Here is a 21,281-nt window from a genome sequence, read left to right on the forward strand (position 1 = left end):
AAACTTCATTACTAATGATATCTTAGTGAAATATGTTGATAGATTATATAGAAAGTGATATACTTAAGTTATAAGAAACCGATTTCAAAATAAGAAAGAATTAAATTTGTTGTCTTGGTGCTCAGGGTGTGATAGATTAAACTAGGAAAATAATTCTAAGAATTTATAAAAGATAAAATCTTTGTTCTATAGGGTTATTCTCTTATACAAGGAGTCTACTATGAAGAAACTATTCATATTATTATCAACTTTTTTTCTCAGCTTCTTCCTTGCTTGGATTATTGTCTTACGTGCGCCACAATATTTATATGCAAGCTATGATTCCGTCTCCTTACTTCGTGTTAAAAAAGATACTCAAGAGCCGACGCGTGAGGTATTTGAACAGGAATTGGAGAATTTTGCAAACTCAGAACAGAGTTTAATAGCTAGAAGAATTGTAGAGCCGAGTAAGGATGGGACAACTCACTTTACTTATGCAACTTATGGTCAGGGAACTTTACCAAAAGAATTCCAAGAAGCTAGTCAAGACAGTCGTGAACGTAGTGATCCACTAAATAGTTATCTCCTTTTATCAGGCTCCTTGACGAAAGAAAAGCTTGCCGATAAATTAGGAGATTTGGGTTATAAAGCAATTCCTGACCGAAAGACACCTCCTTATTCTCTTGCTTTTCGAATGTTACTAAATCCACTTATTTTAATTAGCTTAGCAATATTTGGCTTATCTTTCTTTGCTCTGGTGATTATTACTCGGATTAAGGAAATGAGAGCAGCAGGTATAAAACTCTTTTCTGGTCAGACTCTCTTATCCATCATGGGGCATTCTTTATCTACTGATATCAAATGGCTCCTTCTATCAGCCCTCCTTTCCTTCCTAGGTGGGGGAGTCGTTCTTTTTAGTCAAGGTTTGTTTTATCCTATCTTGTTAGCCACCTATGGTTTTGGGATTAGTTTCTATCTGTTGTTTTTATTGGCGATTTCAATTTTACTAATGCTCCTTTATCTAATGAGTTTGAGTTACAAAGCATTAGTTCCCGTTATTAAGGGAAGATTACCCCTTAAACGCTTGATGGCTTTAACCCTATTGTGTCAGTTGGTTGCTGTTTTTACAGTAGGCTACGCTGTTAAGACAGGTTTGACGTCTTACCAACGATTGAAAGAACTTGAAATTTCAAAACAAGCATGGCAGGATAGAGCAGACTATTATCAAATTTCTTTTGGCTTAGGTGATAGAGGAAAAGATACAGAAAATCAGAATAAGTGGTATGAATTTTCCAAAGAAGCAGTTGAAAAAGAACAGGCTCTATTTGTAAAAGATAATCTCATTCATTTTGCAAATCCTCAAGGAAAAAATAAAAACGGAGAGACATTGGATACCTATAGTCCAGATGCTAATGTTCTTTATGTCAGCCCAAGTTATTTGGACAAGGAAAATGTTACTGTAAATGATGATACTAGACAGAAACTAGCTCATCTTCAAAAAGGAGAGTTTGGACTCTTATTACCAGAATCTCTTCGTTCACAGGAAGCAGAACTTAAGAAAGTTTTTGAAGAACGTTTGAACTATTACGGAAAATCAAGCGAGGATAAAGACGCTCCTTTAGAGTATGAAATGAGAGCGATTGTTAGCTATCTTCCAACAGGAGAAAAACGATTTGTTTATAATAACGGTGAAAGCCCGGTATCCATCCAGTACTTAACTGATCCGATTTTAGTTGTGTTTACTCCGACATCTACAGGTGATAGTTTCATTTCAAAATCTATTTGGTCTATCAATGCTGGAAAGCAACTCTTTATCAAAGGATATGAGAGTGGGCTAGAACTCTTGAAGAAAGCTGGAATTTATGAGCAAGTATCCTATCTTAAAGAAGGAAGAAGTGTTTATCTAACTCGTTATAATGAAGTTCAAACTGAAACAGCAACTTTAATCCTAGGAGCTATTGTGGGGATAGCTAGTTCCTTGTTACTCTTTTATTCTGTCAATCTTCTATATTTCGAGCAATTCCGCCGAGATATCTTGATTAAACGAATTTCAGGTTTACGATTTTTTGAAACACATGCTCAGTATATGGTTAGTCAATTTGCCAGTTTTATATTTGGTGCTAGTCTCTTTATTTTAAGCAGTCGAGACTTGGTGATTGGCTTGCTCACTTTATTAGTCTTTCTAGCTAGTGCAGTTTTGACGCTTTACCGTCAAGCACAGAAAGAATCTCGTGTTTCTATGACAATTATGAAAGGAAAATAGGATGATTGAACTAAAGAATATATCTAAAAAGTTTGGAAGCCGTCAGCTATTTTCAGATACGAATCTTCATTTTGAAGGTGGGAAAATTTATGCCTTAATCGGTACAAGTGGCTGTGGTAAGACAACACTTTTGAATATGATTGGACGATTAGAGCCATATGACAAAGGGCAAATCATCTATGATGGCACCTCTCTTAAGGACATCAAGCCTTCTGTTTTCTTTAGAGATTACTTAGGTTACCTATTTCAAGATTTTGGCTTGATTGAAAGTCAAACCGTCAAAGAGAATCTCAATCTGGGTTTAGTTGGTAAAAAGTTGAAAGAAAAAGAGAAAATCTCTTTGATGAAACAAGCTCTAAACCGTGTTAACCTCTCTTATTTAGATTTAAAGCAACCTATCTTTGAATTATCAGGAGGAGAAGCACAACGTGTTGCATTAGCGAAGATAATTTTAAAGGATCCACCTTTGATCCTCGCAGATGAACCAACCGCTTCACTAGACCCCAAAAACTCTGAGGAATTACTTTCCATCCTAGAATCTTTAAAAAATCCGAATCGAACTATTATTATTGCGACCCACAATCCTCTGATTTGGGAACAAGTGGACCAAGTTATTCGAGTTACCGATTTATCACATAGATGATATGGTAAGATTCATACTCAATGAAAATCAAAAAGCAAACTAGGAAGCTAGCCGCAGGCTGCTCAAAGCACTGCTTTGAGGTTGTAGATGAAACTGACGAAGTCAGTAACCATATATACGGCAAGGCGAAGCTGACGTGGTTTGAAGAGATTTTCGAAGAGTATCAGTTAGAAGAAAGAGTCACAAACACACTTTGTGGCTTTTTTATTTCCATAAAAATGGTAAAATAGTAAGAGTAGAAATGGAGTTCGAGACATGAAAGTAATAGATCAATTTAAAAATAAGAAAGTCCTTGTTTTAGGTTTGGCCAAGTCTGGTGAATCTGCAGCTCGTTTGTTGGACAAGCTAGGTGCCATTGTGACAGTAAATGACGGGAAACCTTTCGAGGACAATCCAGCTGCCCAAAGTTTGCTGGAGGAAGGAATCAAGGTTATCACAGGTGGCCATCCTTTGGAACTTTTGGATGAAGAGTTTGCCCTCATGGTAAAAAATCCAGGTATCCCTTACAGCAATCCTATGATTGAAAAGGCTTTGGCCAAGGGAATTCCAGTCTTGACTGAGGTGGAATTGGCTTACTTGATTTCAGAAGCACCGATTGTTGGTATTACTGGTTCCAATGGTAAAACAACTACAACGACTATGATTGGAGAAGTCTTGACTGCTGCTGGTCAACATGGTCTCTTATCAGGGAATATCGGCTATCCAGCTAGTCAAGTGGCCCAAACTGCGACAGACAAGGATACGCTTGTCATGGAACTTTCTTCTTTCCAATTGATGGGCGTTCAAGAATTCCATCCTGAGATTGCGGTTATTACTAACCTCATGCCAACTCATATCGACTACCATGGCTCGTTTGAAGAGTATGTAGCAGCCAAGTGGAATATCCAGAACAAGATGACAGCGGCTGATTTCCTTGTCTTGAACTTTAACCAAGACTTGGCAAAAGAATTGGCAAGAAAAACACAAGCTACAGTTGTACTATTTTCAACACAGGAAAAGGTTGATGGTGCTTATCTGGAAGATGGTCAGCTCTACTTCCGTGGGGAAGTGGTCATGGCAGCGAATGAAATCGGAGTTCCAGGTAGCCACAATGTGGAAAATGCCCTTGCGACGATTGCTGTAGCCAAGCTTCGTGGTGTGGATAACCAAACCATCAAAGAAACTCTTTCAGCCTTTGGTGGTGTCAAACACCGTCTCCAATTTGTGGATGAAATCAAGGGTGTCAAATTCTATAATGATAGCAAGTCAACCAATATCTTGGCTACTCAAAAAGCCTTGTCAGGATTTAACAACAGCAAGGTCATTTTGATTGCAGGTGGTTTGGACCGTGGTAATGAGTTTGACGAACTGGTGCCAGATATTACTGGACTCAAGAAGATGGTCATCCTCGGTCAGTCTGCAGAACGTGTCAAACGGGCAGCAGACAAGGCTGGTGTGTCTTATGTGGATGCGACTGATATTGCAGATGCGACTCGCAAGGCCTATGAACTTGCGAATCAAGGAGACGTGGTTCTTCTCAGTCCAGCCAATGCCAGCTGGGATATGTATGCTAACTTTGAAGTACGTGGCGACCTTTTTATCGACACAGTAGCGGAGTTAAAGGAATAATATGAAAAAAATTGTCTTTACAGGTGGGGGGACGGTTGGACACGTGACCCTCAACCTTTTGTTAATGCCCAAGTTCATCGAAGATGGTTGGGAAGTCCACTATATCGGAGACAAGCGTGGGATCGAACACCAAGAAATCCTTAAGTCAGGTTTGGATGTCACCTTCCATTCCATTGCGACTGGAAAATTGCGTCGTTATTTCTCTTGGCAAAATATGCTGGACGTCTTCAAAGTTGGCTGGGGAATTGTCCAGTCGCTCTTTATCATGTTACGACTTCGTCCACAGGCTCTTTTTTCAAAGGGAGGCTTTGTCTCAGTACCGCCTGTTATCGCTGCGCGTGTTTCAGGAGTGCCTGTCTTTATTCACGAATCTGACCTATCTATGGGCTTGGCCAATAAAATTGCTTATAAATTTGCGACGAAGATGTATTCAACCTTTGAGCAAGATTCAAGTTTGTCTAAGGTTGAGCATGTGGGAGCGGTGACAAAGGTTTCAGATCAAAAAACTCTAGAACCCGATGAATTGGTGGATATTCAAACCCACTTTAATCCTAAATTGCCAACTGTATTGTTTGTCGGCGGTTCTGCAGGTGCTCGTGTCTTTAACCAATTGGTGACAGACCATAAGAAAGAGCTGACAGAACGATACAATATTATCAATTTAACTGGAGATTCTAGCCTGAACGAGTTGAGCCAAAATCTTTTTCGTGTTGACTATGTGACCAATCTCTATCAACCCTTGATGGAATTGGCTGATATTGTTGTGACACGTGGTGGTGCCAATACGATTTTTGAGCTCTTGGCCATGGCAAAATTACATGTTATTGTGCCACTTGGTCGTGAAGCTAGTCGTGGTGACCAGATTGAAAATGCAGCTTACTTTGTAAAAAAAGGCTATGCAGAAGAGCTTCAAGAAAGCGATTTGACCTTGGATAGTTTGGAAGAGAAGCTTTCTCACTTACTAAGCCACAAGGAAGACTACCAAGCTAAGATGAAGGCTTCTAAGGAATTGAAATCTCTAGCAGATTTTTATCAATTATTGAAAAAAGATTTATCATAAGGAAAGTAAATGTCAAAAGATAAGAAAAATGAGGGCAAAGAAATCCTCGAAGAATTGAAAGAGTTATCAGAATGGCAGAAACGAAACCAAGAATATCTAAAAAAGAAGGCTGAAGAAGAGGCGGCCTTAGCTGAGGAGAAAGAAAAGGAAAGACAAGCTCGAATGGCTTCAAAATCTGAAGAGTCAGCTGAAACTGAAGACCAAGAGAATGAATCTGATCCAAAGGACCCAGAATCAGCTAAGGAAGAGTCTGAAGAAAAAGTAGAAGAGTCAGAAGACGTCAAAAAAGAAGCATCCAAAGAGAAATCAAAGTCTACAGAGAACGAAGGACAGGATAAAAAAAGAGAGAAAAAGCCTGTAAAGAAGAAATCGGCTAAACCGAAAATTCCTGCCATCCATATCTTGCGAGCTCTAACGATTTTATTTCCAAGTCTGCTTTTATTGATTGTCTCTGCCTACCTACTCAGTCCTTATGCGACCATGAAGGATATTCGTGTTGAGGGAACGGTGCAAACTACGGATGATGATATTCGACAGGCTTCAGGTATTCAGGATTCGGATTATACGATTAACCTTCTGCTAGATAAGGCAAAATATGAAGAGCAGATTAAGTCTAACTATTGGGTTGAATCAGCTCAACTTGTCTATCAATTTCCAACCAAGTTCACTATCAAGGTCAAGGAATACGATATTGTTGCCTACTATGTTTCTGGAGAAAGTCATTATCCTATTCTTTCCAGTGGTCAGCTTGAGACTAGTTCTGTGAGCCTGGTTAGTCTGCCAGAAACTTATTTATCTGTTCTCTTTAATGATAGCGAACAAATCAAAACCTTTACGTCAGAACTTGCTCAAATTAGCCCAGAACTCAAGGCCACTATCCAAAAGGTGGAACTAGCCCCAAGCAAGGTGACTTCAGATTTAATTCGATTGACCATGAATGATTCGGACGAGGTCTTGGTTCCTCTATCTGAAATGAGTAAGAAATTGCCATATTACAGTAAGATTAAGCCTCAATTGTCAGAACCAAGTGTGGTCGACATGGAAGCTGGAATTTACAGCTACACTGTGGCGGATAAATTAATCATGGAGGCTGAGGAAAAAGCCAAACAAGAGGCCAAGGAAGCTGAGAAGAAACAGAAAGAGGAAGAGAAGAAAAAGTTAGAAGAACAGCAGAATAAACTAGAAGAGGAAAGGAAAAAGCTGGAGGAAGAGGGCAATCAAAACCAAACAAGTCAGCGTTCATCACGTCGCTAGGGTTTACCTTTTCTCTTATAGTTATTTAGTGACCCTAGAGTTTTGAGAAATGTAGAAAGCATATAAGTATATGCTAGTCCTTTCGTGCATCTACATTTATTTATATGGAATTTTGAAGTTTCTCAAAAATCGCGACACATACGTGACCATGTTTTTACTTGACAAGTGCTAGTAGAAATAATAGAATAATAGAAAACCTTTAAAGCAGTCCAGAGAGGCAGCTAAGGTTAGACGGTGAAAGGGTGGAGACTACCCATTTTTCGTGGAACCTTGCTGTTGGCAGGTTCCTTTTTTCGTGGCTTCTGTTGCTAAGACTCTCTCACTAGCAAAGGTAAAAGGAGAAACCTATGCGAGAACATCGTCCAGTCATTGCTCTTGATTTTCCTAGTTTTGAGGCGGTCAAGGAATTTTTAGCTCTTTTCCCAGCAGAAGAAAGCCTTTATCTCAAGGTAGGGATGGAGCTTTATTATGCAGCGGGTCCTGAGATTGTGTCTTACTTGAAAGGCCTGGGTCACAGTGTCTTTTTGGATCTCAAGCTGCATGACATTCCCAATACAGTTAAATCAGCTATGAAGGTCCTGTCTCAGCTTGGTGTCGATATGACTAATGTCCATGCGGCTGGTGGTGTAGAGATGATGAAGGCGGCGCGTGAAGGTCTTGGAAGTCAAGCCAAATTGATTGCTGTTACTCAGCTTACATCAACGTCAGAAGCCCAGATGCAGGAGTTTCAAAATATCCAAACCAGCCTGCAAGAGTCTGTGATTCATTATGCTAAGAAGACAGCTGAAGCGGGCTTGGATGGTGTCGTTTGCTCGGCTCAGGAAGTGCAACTCATCAAGCAGGCCACCAATCCAGATTTTATCTGTCTGACACCGGGCATTCGTCCACAGGGAGCTGCTGTTGGAGATCAAAAACGTGTGATGACACCTGCTGATGCCTATCAAATCGGTAGTGATTATATCGTAGTAGGACGTCCCATTACCCAAGCTGAGGATCCTGTTGCAGCTTATCATGCCATCAAGGATGAGTGGACACAGGACTGGAATTAAAGAACTAGATTAGAAAAATAAAAGGAGAATACCATGACACTTGCTAAAGATATCGCTAGCCACCTCTTAAAAATTCAAGCCGTTTACCTCAAACCAGAGGAGCCTTTCACTTGGGCATCTGGTATCAAGTCACCCATTTATACGGATAATCGTGTGACACTAGCCTATCCAGAAACTCGTACTCTCATTGAGAATGGTTTTGTGGATGCTATCAAAGAAGCCTTTCCAGAGGTAGAAGTGATTGCAGGAACTGCGACAGCTGGGATTCCACACGGAGCTATCATTGCTGACAAGATGAATCTGCCATTTGCCTATATCCGTAGCAAACCAAAAGACCACGGAGCTGGTAACCAAATCGAAGGCCGTGTAGCTCAAGGTCAAAAAATGGTAGTGGTTGAAGATCTCATTTCAACAGGTGGTTCTGTTCTTGAAGCTGTAGCAGCAGCTAAACGCGAAGGAGCAGAAGTGCTTGGAGTTGTAGCGATTTTCAGTTACCAACTGCCAAAAGCAGATAAGAACTTCTCCGATGCAGGTGTCAAACTTGTGACGCTTTCTAACTACAGTGAATTGATTCATCTAGCCCAAGAAGAAGGCTATATCACACCAGAAGGTCTAGACCTTCTAAAACGATTTAAAGAAGACCAAGAAAATTGGCAAAATACCTAAAACATAGAAAATCAGGTAGTCACTAGGATTACCTGATTTCTTTTTGTAATGTTATTGGATCTTATACTCAATGAAAATCAAATATAATCCAAGGTGAAGCTGATGTGGTTTGAAGAGTACTACTTGTTTTATATTGTGAACAATGGTAGGGAGGGTAGATAACGTAGATATTATGACATAAGAATAAATATTAGAACTAGGTAAATGTGTTACGAATATTAGAATCGGGAGTTTCTTCGATAAATTCAACGATATCATTTGGAAGACAATCTAAAATCCGACATAGCTTTTCTAAAGTTAGTAAAGTTATGTTTTTATTTTTCTTTAAGCTGTCAAGAGTTTTATTATCAACTCCGGATTTTAATAACTTGTATTGAGAAACTTCTTTTTTCTTCATTGTAGCCCAGAGTGGGTTAAAACTGATTATCGTCATCAACTCCTTTTATTTAATTATAAGAAAAAAGTATCTGACTTCATATTGTGTATATATCCACAATATGATAAAATAACTAGGAAAGGAGAGTTATAGATGAATAAGAGTGATATTATTTCTCAAGAGGAGAATGAGTTAGATTATTTTTTAGGAATTATTCCGGATGAATCTAAGTCAGATTTGTTTGATGAATGGACTATTTGGGAAGCTTATGTAAAAGGGCGGTTACCAAATAAACATTGGTCTGAAGTTTTTGATAATGGGGCATACCATTCACTGGATGTCATTACTGCAGAAGGCAAAAAATATGAATATTATCCTATCGTTAATCCGCAATCATACCAGACTGTTTTACAAGAATATCTTTCGACAATAGAAGAGCCTAAACGTAGTAGAAACTTAATAGTTGAAGCTGCTATTTGGTCTAAAAGAGTAGAAGACCTGACTAAGTATTTTTATATAGTAGATGGAAAACATGTTTCTCTTATCAACCCGAAATTAAGTGTTTTGGGATGGATTTTCAGAATTTTAGGTTCATTGTTCTTAGTTGCCTATATAGATAGACTTGGTGAATTTTCTAGTTCTGGTTTAGGAATCTTAAGTAAACCTTTTGAATACTCCCTTTGGGTGGGAGCATGGGTTCTGCTATGGTCTCCAATTTATTTTGCTTATCAACGAGTGAAGCATGAAAAACCAATAGCAGATCAAGTAAAAAAACATAAGGATGAAGTTGCTCAAGCTAGAAACTATTGTATGGAGAAATTGAATAGTATTCCATTTGTTTATGCAAGGCAACAAGCAGGGTTAGATATTCATTTTGATGCTTTTGCTTATATGGTTAATGTAATTGATCAAGGTAGAGCCTATGACCTAGGCCAAGCGCAAAATATGTATGAAGACATGATGAGGACAGAGCAATTAAATTATCAGTTTCAAGAATTACAAAGAAAAGTTGATTACAATAACAAAATGACAACAATTAATACATTTACAAATTTAATGAAATAATAGATTAGGAGAAATAAGATGTTTGGAAAACCGAAATATGAAAGTGATATTGATCAAACAGTTAGAGATATGTGGTGGGGTTTTGCCATTTTTATAACTGTAATGTACTTTTTAGTCAAAGCAACTTACTATGTCGCATTGCCGTTTTATACTTTATTTACTCATTTGTTTGAAGAAAAAATCCAACAGAAAGAATATCTAAACTGGATGAGATTTTTACCTTTGACTTGGTTTATGAGTGGAGAGACCAAAGAAATGAGACGAGCTGCTGTGAGCTGTACTATACTGCCGATTTCGCTACCTTTATTTTTAATTTTTAATTATCTATATAGTATTAAAGTAATTGGCGATAGCTTTTCCATTTTTATTTTGATTTTATTTACATGTAGCTTAGGAGGCATTATAGGTACTGTTCGAAATTATCGTTTTTCTAAAAAATATATTAGATAGTTTAAGTATGTAAAAATATAATCATTGAAAAGTCAGGAAAATAAAGATGGATAGACAAAATACTAATGAAAAAAAGACTTTGAAAAAAGGTAGAAGAGGTTGGATAATCTCAGCAGCAATTATCGCACTTTTAGGAATTTCAGCTGGAACAGTTGTGTTGCAAAATCAATCGAGTCAAAATCAAGGACAATGTGAAAGTGTTACCGTTTCATACTCTTCTTCAAAAGAAAAAGAATACACAACAACTGATACTATTAAAGAAACAGAGAAGAGTTTTCTACCTAAAGTAGATGCCAAAGAGGAATTGGCTAAAGTATTTGTAGCTACTAAAAAAGTTGGTTCTGAAGATTCGATTAAATCTCTCGATAAATCATATGAAAAATTATCAGAAATAACGAAGGTAGAGGAAAAGCTTAAGTCACAGGTAGGAACTGAGGGTGAAGATGCAGTTGAGCAAGTTTCTAAATTAGAAGTAGCTAATAAAGATAATAAAATATTGGTAAAATCTGATAACCTAACTGAAAAAGTTGAAATAGAAAAATCAACATCAGAAAAAGGGAAGCTGGCTGTTCAACCAGAACTGCCATCACTTGTAGTTACAGATGACAAAGGTATTTCAGCTGTTCAACCTAAACTTCCAGAATTGGTAGTTAGTGAAAAAGGAACTCCTGAAGTCCAGCCTGCGTTGCCTGAAGCTAAACCAGAAAAAGATAAGGTCTTAGATAAAAAGGAAGAGAAAAAAGAAGTTGAGGTTAAACCGGCAACTCCAACTATTCCAGAAAATAAAGACCAAACAACTGGAAATCAAACTAAAGAAGAAAAAACTTTAGAAGAGAAAAAAGATAAGGTAGAAGGTAATCAATCAAACCTTTCAAGGAACAAAGAACAAGTTGAAACTGGTAAAACTAATACTGTAGTTGGCGAAACAACGACTGAAGAAGTTATTAAACCAGCTATTCCAGCGAAACCGGAAGTTCCAGCTCAGCCTGAAGTTAAAAAAGTCGTAACTACTCGAACTGAAGTACAAACTTCTGTTATTGAACCTGGGGTACAACATGTCCCAGATGCAAACCTTAACCTTGGGGAGACTCAAGTTGTTCAAGAAGGTGTTGCAGGAAAAACAGAAACAACTTACACAATTACCATTGAAAATGGTGTAGAAGTTAGTCGTGTAGCAACAGGAATTCAAACAACTCCTGCAGTTGATAAAGTTATCTATGTTGGTACTAAAACTTCTAAAGAAGTCGTTCGTACTATAAAAGAAGAGGTTGTTCGCACTCCTATCCATCATGGTACAGAATACGTTCCAGATGAAAACTTGGATGCTGGAGTAGAAAAAGAAGTGGAAGTCGGTCAAGATGGTGAAAAACTTGAAGTCTATACTATAACACTTGAAGACGGTGTAGAAACTGGTCGAACTCTTGTTTCTTCTACTCAAAAAGAAGCTAAAAACAGAGTTGTCCATGTTGGAACAAAAGTTGCTAAGAAAAACATTGAAACTGTAACTCGTGAAACTCACAAAGTTGAACATAAAGTTACTAGCAACACAACCCCTGACCTTCCTAAAGGTGAGAAAAAAGTCATTCAAGCCGGTAAGGATGGTTCTTATGAACTTGTAACTACTGTTGTCACTACTTCAGATGGTACAGAAGTTTCTCGTGATGAAAAACGAGAAAATGAAGTTCCTGCAGTTGATGAAATTGTAGAAATCGGAACTGGTCAAAACATTGAAGTAAGTCGCACTTCTCGAACAGTTGAAGTAAATTACGAAACTGAAGAAGTTAAAGATGAGACATTAAATGAAGGAAAACGTGTAGTAGAAACTAAGGGTCAAAAAGGTTCTTATACAGAAACTACAATTGTTTATGGTGATGGTCGTTTTTCTGTAGTTAAAAGCGATGAAGTTAAACCGGTTAAAGAGGTTGTTCGAGTTGGAACTCATAAAGTTTTAACAGAAAATAAAACTCGAGTTGAACGCAAAGCTGGTGAAAACTTCAAGATTGTTGAAGTTAAAAGCGACAAACTCTTCTCTGATCAACGAGTTGTTAAAACTAAAGGTAAAAACGGTGAAATCATTGAAAACTACAAAGACTACTATGAAGATGGTAAACTTGTTAAGAGTGAGCTAATCAATACTGAAACTGTTCTAGCAGTGGATGAAGTAGTCGAAGTTGGAACTAAAGATCGTTACACTTATGCTAACGAAGATAAAGTAATTGTTTCTGTAGGTGAAAAACGTGTAGTTGATCCTGAACTTTACGAGGGTGATGAGCGAGTTGAAGATGCAGTAAATGGTAAGGAAACTTACAAAGTTAAGTACATCAATGATGAAAATCAAAACCGTACAGAAGTGAGCCGTGAACTGATTAAAACTGTCCCTGCAAAACAAAAAGTTGTTCATTATGGAACTAAGAAATTGATGTCTGAAGTTACTGAAGAAGAAACTGAAACAATTTCTCATGGTTCTCGAACAGAAAATGATTCTAACCTTTTTGAAGGTGAAACCCGTACTGAAAATGGACGTGACGGATTTAAACGTTACAGCAAAGTTATTTCAGTAAACAATAAAACTGGTGAACGAACTATTAAGAGTCGTGAACTAGTAGAAACTAAGGATGCAGTTGATACAATTATCTTTAATGGTACTAAGAAAAAACGAGTTGCTGATCCAACAGATGTTGTAGTTCCAATAAGTGATGACAATTATGACATTGATGGCACATGGAAAGATATTAAGAGTTTAGGTGAAAATGGTTTGGATCCAAACAATGAAGATCACCGCAGCGCTAAGTATCTACACGATAATCTTTCTCAAGCTGATAAAGATCGTGTAGCTGTTGATGAAACAGATGACGGAGATGAACTTCCTCGAGACAGTGGACTTATCTCAGTTTGGAAAGCATCTCGCCTCTCTCAAGCAGAACTTGATAAGCTTGAACAAATCGTAGATAATCGTAAACTTAATGAACACTTCATGGAACTTCTTAACGAAGAACGTACTCGTAAAGGATTGACTCCTGCAACAATCGCAGCAGATGATAGCGAACTAACTCGAGTTGCCAATATTCGTGCAAATGAAATGGCAGATCATGGTTCATTGCGTTACCAAGGTAAGAAGGAAGGTAAGCACAAACGTCCGGACGGCTCTCGTTGGTCAACTGCTTATGATCCAGAGTTCTATAAACAAACAAATGCAATGACTGAAAATACAGCAGAAACAACATCTGTTTGGGATATTGTAAGTCTTACAAATGAAAAAGCGTTAGCTCACTACTTCTATACTGTATGGAAACACTCACCAGGTCACTATGCAGCTATGATGATGGGTGATGGTTATAGCCCAGCAAACAAGAATGTACAATTCCGTGTTGCTCTTGGGTTCGCAAATCATTCATTGACTTCTGATAATCCAACAAACGTTGTTGCAATAATGGAAATTGCATCTATGATGGACTAGATAAAAAACGAACAAGATAGAGATTCTGATTATCAGAATTCTAGTCTTGTCCGTTTTTCTTTTTAAAACTTAGTCAACTTTTCCGCCCTCAACAACAAGGTCATCTGCTTTAGCAGCGTCACCGTAGGTTGGGTGAAGTGTTTTTTCATAGGCCTTGTGGAAGAAGTTTTCCTTACCTAATTTTTCAATATCTTTATTGATGAAGTCTAGCAATTCTTGGTTGCCTTTTTGAACTGCTGCCGCAATGGTATCAGGATTACCGAGGGAAGTAATTCCTACTTCAAATCCTTTATTTTCAAGCGCCCAAGCTAGGACTTCAGTATTGTCAGTTGAAAAGGCATCTCCACGTCCGTCAAGAAGGGCTTGGTAAGAGTCACTGTATTGGTCGTATTTTTGGAGTTTGATTTCTGGATGATTCTTTTCAAAATAAGTCTCAGCAGTTGTTCCTTTTGTGACAATCAAGGTTTTGCCTTCAAGTTGTTTGACGTCTGTAATGAGACCAGTCTTAGGTGATACGACACCCAGAGAAACTTTCATGTATGGAAGGGCAAAATCAACTTGTTTCTTGCGTTCGTCAGTCACTGTAAAGTTGGCAAGAGTAATATCTACCTTGTTTGAAATCAAGTATTCAGCACGGTTGGCAGCATCGACGGAAACGTATTTAACCTTGACACCAAGGTCTTGGGCCAGTTGGTTTCCAAGTTCAATATCGTAACCTTGGTAAGAACCGTCATTGTCAACGTAACCAAAGGGTTTCTTGTCTCCAAATACAGCGATTCGTAGCTCACCGCTTTTTTTGATTTCATCGATAGTGCGAGCCTTGGCAGTGGTTTTACCAGATGAGGCACCACCATTTCCACCTGAGCTACAAGCTGTGACAAAGATAAGGGCAAAGGCAAGTGCCAAAACAGTTAAGAGTGGTTTGAATAGTTTCATAAGAATCTCCTTTATAGATATGAGCCAAATTGGCTAAAGTCAAAGACGTTTAAAAATTCCTGAGCTCGTTTGGTTTGAGGATTAGTAAAGAAGGCTTGAGCCGTTCCCTCTTCAGCGATTTTTCCTTGGTCGAGGAAGATAATCCGATCTGCAATAGCTTGAGCAAACTGCATTTCGTGAGTTACTAGAATCATGGTGCGCCCTTCTTGGGCCAAATCATTGATCAGTTCTAGAACCTCGCGCACCATTTCTGGATCCAGCGAAGCCGTCACTTCGTCAAAGAGGATAATTTCTGGATGCATGAGGAGGGCACGGACAATTGCAACCCGTTGCTTTTGTCCGCCAGATAATTGACGAGCAAAGCTATGTTGTTTGTCTAGCAAACCAACACGTTCCAGTAGTTGCAGAGCTTCTTCCGTTACTTCCTTCTTGTCGCGTCCCTGAGCCTTGATAGGGCCTAGGATGAGGTTTTGAAGGACATCCAGATGGGGAAAGAGTTCATAGCTTTGAAAGACCATGCCAATCTTTTGGCGAACTAGGTGAAAATCTTTTTTATTTTCAACGATGGACTGGCCATCCAGCAGTATATCTCCACCCTGAATACTTTCTAAGCCATTGAGGCAACGAAGGAGAGTACTTTTCCCACAACCAGATGGCCCCAGAATAACCACAACTTCCCCTTTTTTGATATCCAGAGAAAGTCCTTGGAGGATAGGATTGTCTCCGAAGGATTTTTTTAGTTCCTTGATTTCTAAGATAGTTTCAGACATTTAGTTCCTCCAATGTTTTTCTAAGTGAGTGGATAGTTTGGAAATAGGAAAGCAAACTGCGAAATATAAGACCAGAATGGTTCCATAAATCCAAAAGGAAGCAGTTGGGATAGTCAAGCGATTGCTATCGATGATTTGTTGTCCAACTTTGGTAACCTCTACAACTCCAATCAATACGACTAAGGAAGTGGTTTTGATCATCCGAGTGACAAGGTTAATGGCCTGCGGTAGCAGTCTTCTCAAAACCTGTGGGATGATAATGTGGTAGTAAAGTTGAACATTGGTCAAGCCGAGCGCCTGTCCACTTTCAAACTGATGTTTAGGAAGAGAAGTGATAGCTCCACGTACCAAGTCCCCCATTTCAGCTGTTCCCCAGAGGGTAAAAACGATAATAGCTGAAGTCTCACCTGAGATATTGATATTAAAGTTTCGAGCTAAACCAAAGTAAACGATGAAGAGTAGCACCAGCTGGGGCATGATACGGATAAATTCCAGATACAATCGTGTTAAAAATCGTACGATTTTAGAATGGGAGGTCATGATGATTCCCATGACTGTTCCGAACATCATGGATAAGAGGACAGACAGGATGGATATGCCAATCGTAACACCCAATCCCTGTAAGATTCTCAGGAGATTATTTCCCTGAAAGAGTACTTGGATTCCCGAATCCTGCATGGCGGAGCCTCCTTTCTATCCAGCTAAAGACCAGTGAGATGGGTAGCAACATGATCAGATAAGCACCTACCAACATAGCCAGCGCAATGTCTGTTTCATAGTAGAGCCCAATCAAGTCCTTAGCGACGTACATGAGGTCGGCCAAAGCCACTGCTGAGAAAACAGAGGTTTCCTTGATGAGGAAAATGACATTGGCACTAAAGGAGGGGAGTGCTACCGCTGTTGCTTGCGGAAGGACCACATAGCGAAAGACCTGTACAGGTGTCAGACCGATAGCTAATCCAATCTCCTGCTGGGTTTGACTGACGGCTTCCAGCCCACTTCGGAAAGATTCTGCCATATAGGAGCCTCCTAAAAAGACCAGTCCTAAAGTGGCACAGACTTCTGAAGATAGGACAATCCCTACTCTAGGAAGTCCGAAGTAGAGAAAGAAGAGTTGAATCAAAAGGGGCGTATTACGTGACAATTCAATGTAGGCTGTCGCTACTTGTGCCAAAATAGGAATTCGATAATGCCGGATGATACTAACGATTAAACCGAGCAGAAAGGATCCCAAAATTCCCCAAACTGCAATATGCAAGGTCAGAAAGAATGCCTTTTGATATAGTGGTAGATATTGTTCAACAATGGACCAATCCAAAAATAAAACCTCCCATCTAGAAATAATACAGTTATTGTAGCACTTAAAATCTCCTTTGAATAATATGTATTTTTTATTGCTGTTATAGGGATTTTTTATCATAGTCCTAGAATTTCTGAAATTTTCAAACAAAATATTTGAAAAATTTTGAAAAAAGAGTTAAGATATTTTTGTAATATACAAAGTAAACGCTTACTTATTAAGGAGGGCATTTTATGTCATATAAAACAAGCAATGCAGAAGGTCATGTAGATTTCATCAATACCTATGATTTGGAGCCAATGGCGCAACAAGTTATTCCTAAAGCAGCCTTTGGCTATATCGCTAGTGGGGCGGAAGATACTTTCACTTTGCGTGAGAATATTCGTGCCTTTAACCACAAACTCATCGTTCCTCATACGCTTTGCAATGTAGAAAATCCAAGTACAGAGATTGAATTTGCAGGCGAAAAATTGTCTTCACCAATCATTATGGCACCTGTTGCAGCTCATAAATTGGCAAACGAACAGGGTGAAGTGGCGACTGCGCGTGGTGTGCATGAGTTTGGTTCTCTTTATACAACCAGCTCTTACTCTACTGTCGACCTTCCAGAGATTTCTGAAGCCCTTCAAGGGACACCTCATTGGTTCCAATTTTACTTTAGTAAGGATGATGGCATTAACCGCCACATCATGGATCGTGTGAAGGCTGAAGGCTACAAAGCGATTGTCTTGACGGCAGATGCTACTGTAGGGGGTAATCGTGAGGTTGATAAGCGTAATGGTTTTGTCTTCCCAGTTGGCATGCCGATTGTTGAAGAATACCTGCCAGAAGGTGCTGGTAAATCAATGGACTTTGTTTACAAATCAGCTAAACAACGCTTGTCTCCACGTGATGTAGAATTTATCGCTGAATACTCTGGACTTCCTGTTTATGTCAAGGGACCACAATGCCGTGAGGACGTTGAACGTTCTCTTGCTGCAGGTGCCTCTGGTATCTGGGTAACCAACCACGGTGGCCGCCAAATCGACGGTGGACCAGCTGCATTTGACTCACTTCAAGAAGTAGCAGAAGCAGTTGACAAACGCGTACCAATTGTCTTTGACTCAGGTATTCGTCGTGGTCAACACGTCTTTAAAGCCTTGGCTTCAGGAGCAGACTTGGTAGCTATTGGTCGCCCTGTCATCTATGGTTTGGCTCTCGGTGGTAGTGTCGGTGTGCGTCAAGTCTTTGAACACTTGAATGCGGAATTGAAGACAGTTATGCAGTTGTCTGGAACTCAAACTATTGAAGATGTCAAACACTTCAAACTGCGTCACAATCCATACAACCCAACCTTCCCAGTTGACCCACGTGACTTAAAATTGTATTGATAAAATAGCTTGCCTCCACTTGATGTGGAGGTTTTTGTTTGTGTTTTAAACGTTTTGTTTTAATAAAGGGAAATCGTATCAAAATCTATATAAATATATTTTTCAATCAAATATCTTGCTAGGGCTTTCATTTTTTGCTATACTGGTGCAGTAATTAAATAATAAAGACATTTGGGGTGCTTTAGGCTGAGATGATACCCATTGAACCTGATACAGTTAATACTGGCGAAGGGAAATGTGAACAGTTTTTTTCGTATGGCGAAATGAACGATCTAATCTTGTAAGTCAGCTCTAATTCTTGATTGTAATTGGAGTTTTTTTGTTTATATAAACTGGAGAGGCTTATTTAGGTAGCTCTCTGCAAATGCCCTCGATGTTCTTTAAAAGGATCAAGTGAAACTTCGATTTTGCTTGGTATCTCTTGGTGTTTTATTGATTACTAGAGTGTAAAGAGAGGAAAAGTAAATATGGAAACACAAGACTATGCATTTGAGCCAGGTTTGACTGTTGGAGAATTATTAAAAAACAGTCAGAAGAATTGGCAGGCTGCAATCAATCATCGTTTTGTCAAGGAACTTTTTGCGGGGACAATTGAGAATAAGGTCTTAAAAGACTACCTAATTCAAGATTATCACTTCTTTGATGCCTTCTTATCCATGCTGGGTGCTTGCGTAGCCCACGCAGACCAGCTTGAATCCAAGCTTCGTTTTGCCAAGCAACTAGGCTTTCTTGAAGCAGATGAAGATGGTTATTTCCAAAAGGCTTTCAAAGAGTTAAAAGTATCTGAGAATGACTATCTGGAAGTGACCTTGCATCCTGTAACAAAAGCCTTTCAGGATTTAATGTATTCTGCTGTGGCTTCATCAGACTACGCGCATCTTTTGGTCATGCTAGTCATTGCAGAAGGTCTCTATTTAGACTGGGGTTCTAAAGATTTGGCTCTACCTGAAGCCTATATTCATTCGGAATGGATCAATCTCCACAGAGGTCCTTTCTTTACAGAGTGGGTTCAATTTTTGGTTGACGAACTCAATCGTGTCGGAAAAGGTCGAGAAGATTTGACAGAACTTCAGCAACGCTGGAATCAAGCAGTTACTTTAGAATTAGCCTTTTTTGATATTGGCTATGACGCCTAGTGGAGGTTTAGGATATTTACAAATTTGATGAGGTAAATCATTCAATGAAAATGAAAAAAATTTCTTAACGAAAGATAGAGATAAATCGAAATCAGTAGATCGTATAAAGTGAAAAGGAAGGATTTCAATATGACAAGTTTAAAATTATTAAAAGAAAAAGCACCATTAGTAATCTGTATCACCAATGATGTTGTAAAAAACTTTACAGCAAATGGATTAGTAGCACTGGGTGCCTCACCAGCTATGAGCGAGTACCCAGCAGACTTAGAAGATCTATTAAAATATGCTGGAGGATTATTGATTAACATTGGGACTTTAACGGATGATAATTGGAAGCTGTACCAAAAGGCACTAAAAATTGCTGAAAAATATAATGTCCCTGCAGTATTAGATCCAGTAGCTTGTGGAGCAGGAGAATATAGAAAAAAAGTAGCAGATGATCTAATCAATAATTACAAACTCGCAGCGATTAGAGGAAATGCTGGCGAGATTGCTTCTTTAGTGGGAATAAATGTGGCATCTAAAGGAGTAGATAGTGCGGGCGTAGATAATATTGACGAAATTGCTCTAGCAGCAAATGAGAAGTTCAATATTCCTATAATAGTAACAGGTGAAGTGGATGCTATTGCGGTTAATGGAGAAGTGGTAACGATTCATAATGGTAGTGCCATGATGCCAAAAGTTATTGGGACAGGATGCTTATTAGGTGCGGTAGTAGCAAGCTTTATCGGACTAGAAAAAGGTCAAGAATTGAAATCATTAGAAACAGCAATGTTGGTTTATAATATCGCTGGAGAAATGGCAGAAAAACGTCCAAATGGACATCTTCCTGGAACATTTAAAGTTGAATTTATAAATGCCTTATATGAGATTACAGATGAAGATGTAAAGAAATTTAAAAGAGTGAAGTAAGATGTTTCAAAAAGAATTACTAAAACTATATTTTATTTGTGGAACGACTACTTGCCAGGGAAAGGATCTATATACGGTCGTTGAGGAAGCCTTAAAAGGTGGTATAACCTTATTTCAATTTCGTGAAAAAGGTGAGGGAGCCTTAGAAGGTAAAGAAAAAGTCGAATTAGCAATTAAACTACAGGATCTTTGTAGAAAATACAATGTTCCATTTATTGTTAATGATGATATTGAGTTAGCATTAGAGATAGATGCTGACGGCGTACATGTAGGACAAGATGATCTTGGAGTTGATGAAATTAGAAAATTGATGCCAGATAAAATAATTGGTCTTTCTATAAAAAACGAGGAAGAATTTCAACAATCAAAAGTTGAATATGTCGATTATGTGGGTGTTGGTCCTGTATTTGATACCCAGTCAAAGGATGATGCTGGTGGTGCTATAGGTTATGAGGGTCTTAAATTGATGAGAAAACTATTGCCACAAATGCCCTTAGTTGCAATTGGTGGGATACAGACGCAACATATTAAAGACATTATGAAGACCAATGTTGACGGTGTTTCAATCATTTCAGCAATATCGTATGCAAAAAATATAGAAAAAACTGTTCAGGAAATGAGTGAACAATAGGTATCTATCCTTAGATTCTAAGTAAGTGGAAGTTTCCCTTTTCTAAAAAGCTATGTCCAGATTCAGCTCAAATGGCTAATCTATCAAACAAGACATTTGTTTTTTGCAAACGAAAGACTTACTGTCTTTGTGAGTGCAAGGCTGTATTTCCAGTTCAATTTCTTGAACTAGAAAAAATCATTTGTTATACTATTTATATAATTAAATAATAAAGACATTTGGGGTGCTTTAGGCTGAGATGATACCCATTGAACCTGATACAGTTAAGACTGGCGAAGGGAAATGTGAAATGTTTTTTTCGTATGTCGAAAAGAACTGTCTAATCTTGTAAGCTAAACTCTAATTCCTATCTGTAA

At 38.6% G+C, this 21,281-nt stretch carries 20 protein-coding genes and 2 riboswitches; of the genes, 15 read left to right on the forward strand and 5 right to left on the reverse strand.

Annotated elements, in window-relative coordinates; all coding sequences use genetic code 11:
* The first annotated feature begins 220 nt into the window (after positions 1-220).
* The 8 genes from RWP09_RS02420 (at position 221) to pyrE (ending at position 8,522) form a co-directional block, all read left to right on the forward strand.
* On the forward strand, positions 221-2,242 hold the full coding sequence (locus tag RWP09_RS02420; RefSeq protein ID WP_314433627.1) for a bacteriocin-associated integral membrane family protein: 2,022 nt from the start codon (positions 221-223) through the stop codon (positions 2,240-2,242).
* Position 2,243: 1 nt separating this feature from the next.
* Positions 2,244-2,885, forward strand: coding sequence for an ABC transporter ATP-binding protein (locus RWP09_RS02425; RefSeq protein ID WP_000571283.1), 642 nt, complete (start codon positions 2,244-2,246; stop codon positions 2,883-2,885).
* A 20-nt stretch (positions 2,886-2,905) separates the two neighbouring features.
* Positions 2,906-3,115 (forward strand): hypothetical protein, encoded by a 210-nt coding sequence (locus RWP09_RS02430; protein WP_049524124.1) that lies wholly within the window; start codon positions 2,906-2,908, stop codon positions 3,113-3,115.
* A 25-nt stretch (positions 3,116-3,140) separates the two neighbouring features.
* Complete coding sequence (gene murD, locus RWP09_RS02435) at positions 3,141-4,493, forward strand: UDP-N-acetylmuramoyl-L-alanine--D-glutamate ligase (protein ID WP_314433632.1); 1,353 nt, start codon at positions 3,141-3,143, stop codon at positions 4,491-4,493.
* Position 4,494: 1 nt separating this feature from the next.
* Complete coding sequence (locus RWP09_RS02440; protein WP_314433635.1) at positions 4,495-5,553, forward strand: UDP-N-acetylglucosamine--N-acetylmuramyl-(pentapeptide) pyrophosphoryl-undecaprenol N-acetylglucosamine transferase; 1,059 nt, start codon at positions 4,495-4,497, stop codon at positions 5,551-5,553.
* A 9-nt stretch (positions 5,554-5,562) separates the two neighbouring features.
* Entirely contained in the window at positions 5,563-6,807 is a 1,245-nt protein-coding gene (locus tag RWP09_RS02445) for a cell division protein FtsQ/DivIB (protein ID WP_314433638.1), read from the forward strand.
* Between the two features lie 347 nt (positions 6,808-7,154).
* On the forward strand, positions 7,155-7,856 hold the full coding sequence (gene pyrF / locus RWP09_RS02450) for an orotidine-5'-phosphate decarboxylase (protein WP_314433640.1): 702 nt from the start codon (positions 7,155-7,157) through the stop codon (positions 7,854-7,856).
* Between the two features lie 33 nt (positions 7,857-7,889).
* Positions 7,890-8,522: an orotate phosphoribosyltransferase gene (gene pyrE / locus RWP09_RS02455; RefSeq protein ID WP_314433642.1), complete on the forward strand. Its 633-nt coding sequence runs from the start codon at positions 7,890-7,892 to the stop codon at positions 8,520-8,522.
* A gap of 196 nt (positions 8,523-8,718) precedes the next feature.
* Here the strand turns inward: pyrE and RWP09_RS02460 are convergent, their stop codons facing one another.
* A complete protein-coding gene (locus tag RWP09_RS02460; RefSeq protein WP_239665260.1) occupies positions 8,719-8,955 on the reverse strand; it encodes a helix-turn-helix transcriptional regulator in 237 nt (78 codons plus the stop codon).
* A gap of 96 nt (positions 8,956-9,051) precedes the next feature.
* Between RWP09_RS02460 and RWP09_RS02465 the strand changes: the two genes are divergently transcribed.
* Genes RWP09_RS02465 through RWP09_RS02475 form a run of 3 tightly spaced genes read left to right on the forward strand, consistent with a single transcriptional unit; the run spans position 9,052 to position 13,870 of the window.
* Positions 9,052-9,963 carry a hypothetical protein gene (locus RWP09_RS02465; protein ID WP_261038160.1) on the forward strand — a complete coding sequence of 304 codons (912 nt, stop codon included), beginning with the start codon at positions 9,052-9,054 and terminating at the stop codon, positions 9,961-9,963.
* An 18-nt stretch (positions 9,964-9,981) separates the two neighbouring features.
* Complete coding sequence (locus tag RWP09_RS02470; protein WP_000467199.1) at positions 9,982-10,413, forward strand: hypothetical protein; 432 nt, start codon at positions 9,982-9,984, stop codon at positions 10,411-10,413.
* A 46-nt stretch (positions 10,414-10,459) separates the two neighbouring features.
* Positions 10,460-13,870: a G5 domain-containing protein gene (locus tag RWP09_RS02475; RefSeq protein ID WP_261038159.1), complete on the forward strand. Its 3,411-nt coding sequence runs from the start codon at positions 10,460-10,462 to the stop codon at positions 13,868-13,870.
* Positions 13,871-13,939: 69 nt separating this feature from the next.
* Here the strand turns inward: RWP09_RS02475 and RWP09_RS02480 are convergent, their stop codons facing one another.
* Genes RWP09_RS02480 through RWP09_RS02495 form a run of 4 tightly spaced genes read right to left on the reverse strand, consistent with a single transcriptional unit; the run spans position 13,940 to position 16,894 of the window.
* Positions 13,940-14,806, reverse strand: a complete 867-nt coding sequence (locus RWP09_RS02480) for a cysteine ABC transporter substrate-binding protein (RefSeq protein ID WP_049510630.1) — start codon at positions 14,804-14,806, stop codon at positions 13,940-13,942.
* Positions 14,807-14,817: 11 nt separating this feature from the next.
* Positions 14,818-15,576: an amino acid ABC transporter ATP-binding protein gene (locus RWP09_RS02485; protein WP_000004999.1), complete on the reverse strand. Its 759-nt coding sequence runs from the start codon at positions 15,574-15,576 to the stop codon at positions 14,818-14,820.
* The gene (locus RWP09_RS02490) at positions 15,577-16,254 is read right to left on the reverse strand and encodes an amino acid ABC transporter permease (RefSeq protein WP_261038158.1); all 678 of its coding nucleotides are present in this window, start codon (positions 16,252-16,254) and stop codon (positions 15,577-15,579) included.
* Positions 16,214-16,894, reverse strand: coding sequence for an amino acid ABC transporter permease (locus tag RWP09_RS02495; RefSeq protein ID WP_261038157.1), 681 nt, complete (start codon positions 16,892-16,894; stop codon positions 16,214-16,216). The genes RWP09_RS02490 and RWP09_RS02495 overlap by 41 nt, the downstream gene beginning before the upstream one ends.
* Positions 16,895-17,109: 215 nt before the next feature.
* On the opposite strand from RWP09_RS02495, the gene lctO reads away from it, so the two are divergent.
* From lctO to thiE, 4 genes are all read left to right on the forward strand, one after another.
* Positions 17,110-18,246 (forward strand): L-lactate oxidase, encoded by a 1,137-nt coding sequence (lctO, locus tag RWP09_RS02500; RefSeq protein ID WP_261024437.1) that lies wholly within the window; start codon positions 17,110-17,112, stop codon positions 18,244-18,246.
* A gap of 162 nt (positions 18,247-18,408) precedes the next feature.
* Positions 18,409-18,497: riboswitch (TPP riboswitch) on the forward strand.
* 216 nt (positions 18,498-18,713) lie between these two features.
* Complete coding sequence (locus RWP09_RS02505; protein WP_261038156.1) at positions 18,714-19,382, forward strand: TenA family protein; 669 nt, start codon at positions 18,714-18,716, stop codon at positions 19,380-19,382.
* A 129-nt stretch (positions 19,383-19,511) separates the two neighbouring features.
* On the forward strand, positions 19,512-20,294 hold the full coding sequence (gene thiM / locus RWP09_RS02510) for a hydroxyethylthiazole kinase (RefSeq protein WP_261038154.1): 783 nt from the start codon (positions 19,512-19,514) through the stop codon (positions 20,292-20,294).
* A 1-nt stretch (position 20,295) separates the two neighbouring features.
* Positions 20,296-20,925: a thiamine phosphate synthase gene (gene thiE / locus RWP09_RS02515; protein WP_314433655.1), complete on the forward strand. Its 630-nt coding sequence runs from the start codon at positions 20,296-20,298 to the stop codon at positions 20,923-20,925.
* 209 nt (positions 20,926-21,134) lie between these two features.
* Positions 21,135-21,223: riboswitch (TPP riboswitch) on the forward strand.
* The last annotated feature ends 58 nt before the right edge of the window (positions 21,224-21,281 follow it).

The sequence above is a fragment of the uncultured Streptococcus sp. genome (assembly GCF_963521255.1).
Lineage (GTDB): Bacteria > Bacillota > Bacilli > Lactobacillales > Streptococcaceae > Streptococcus.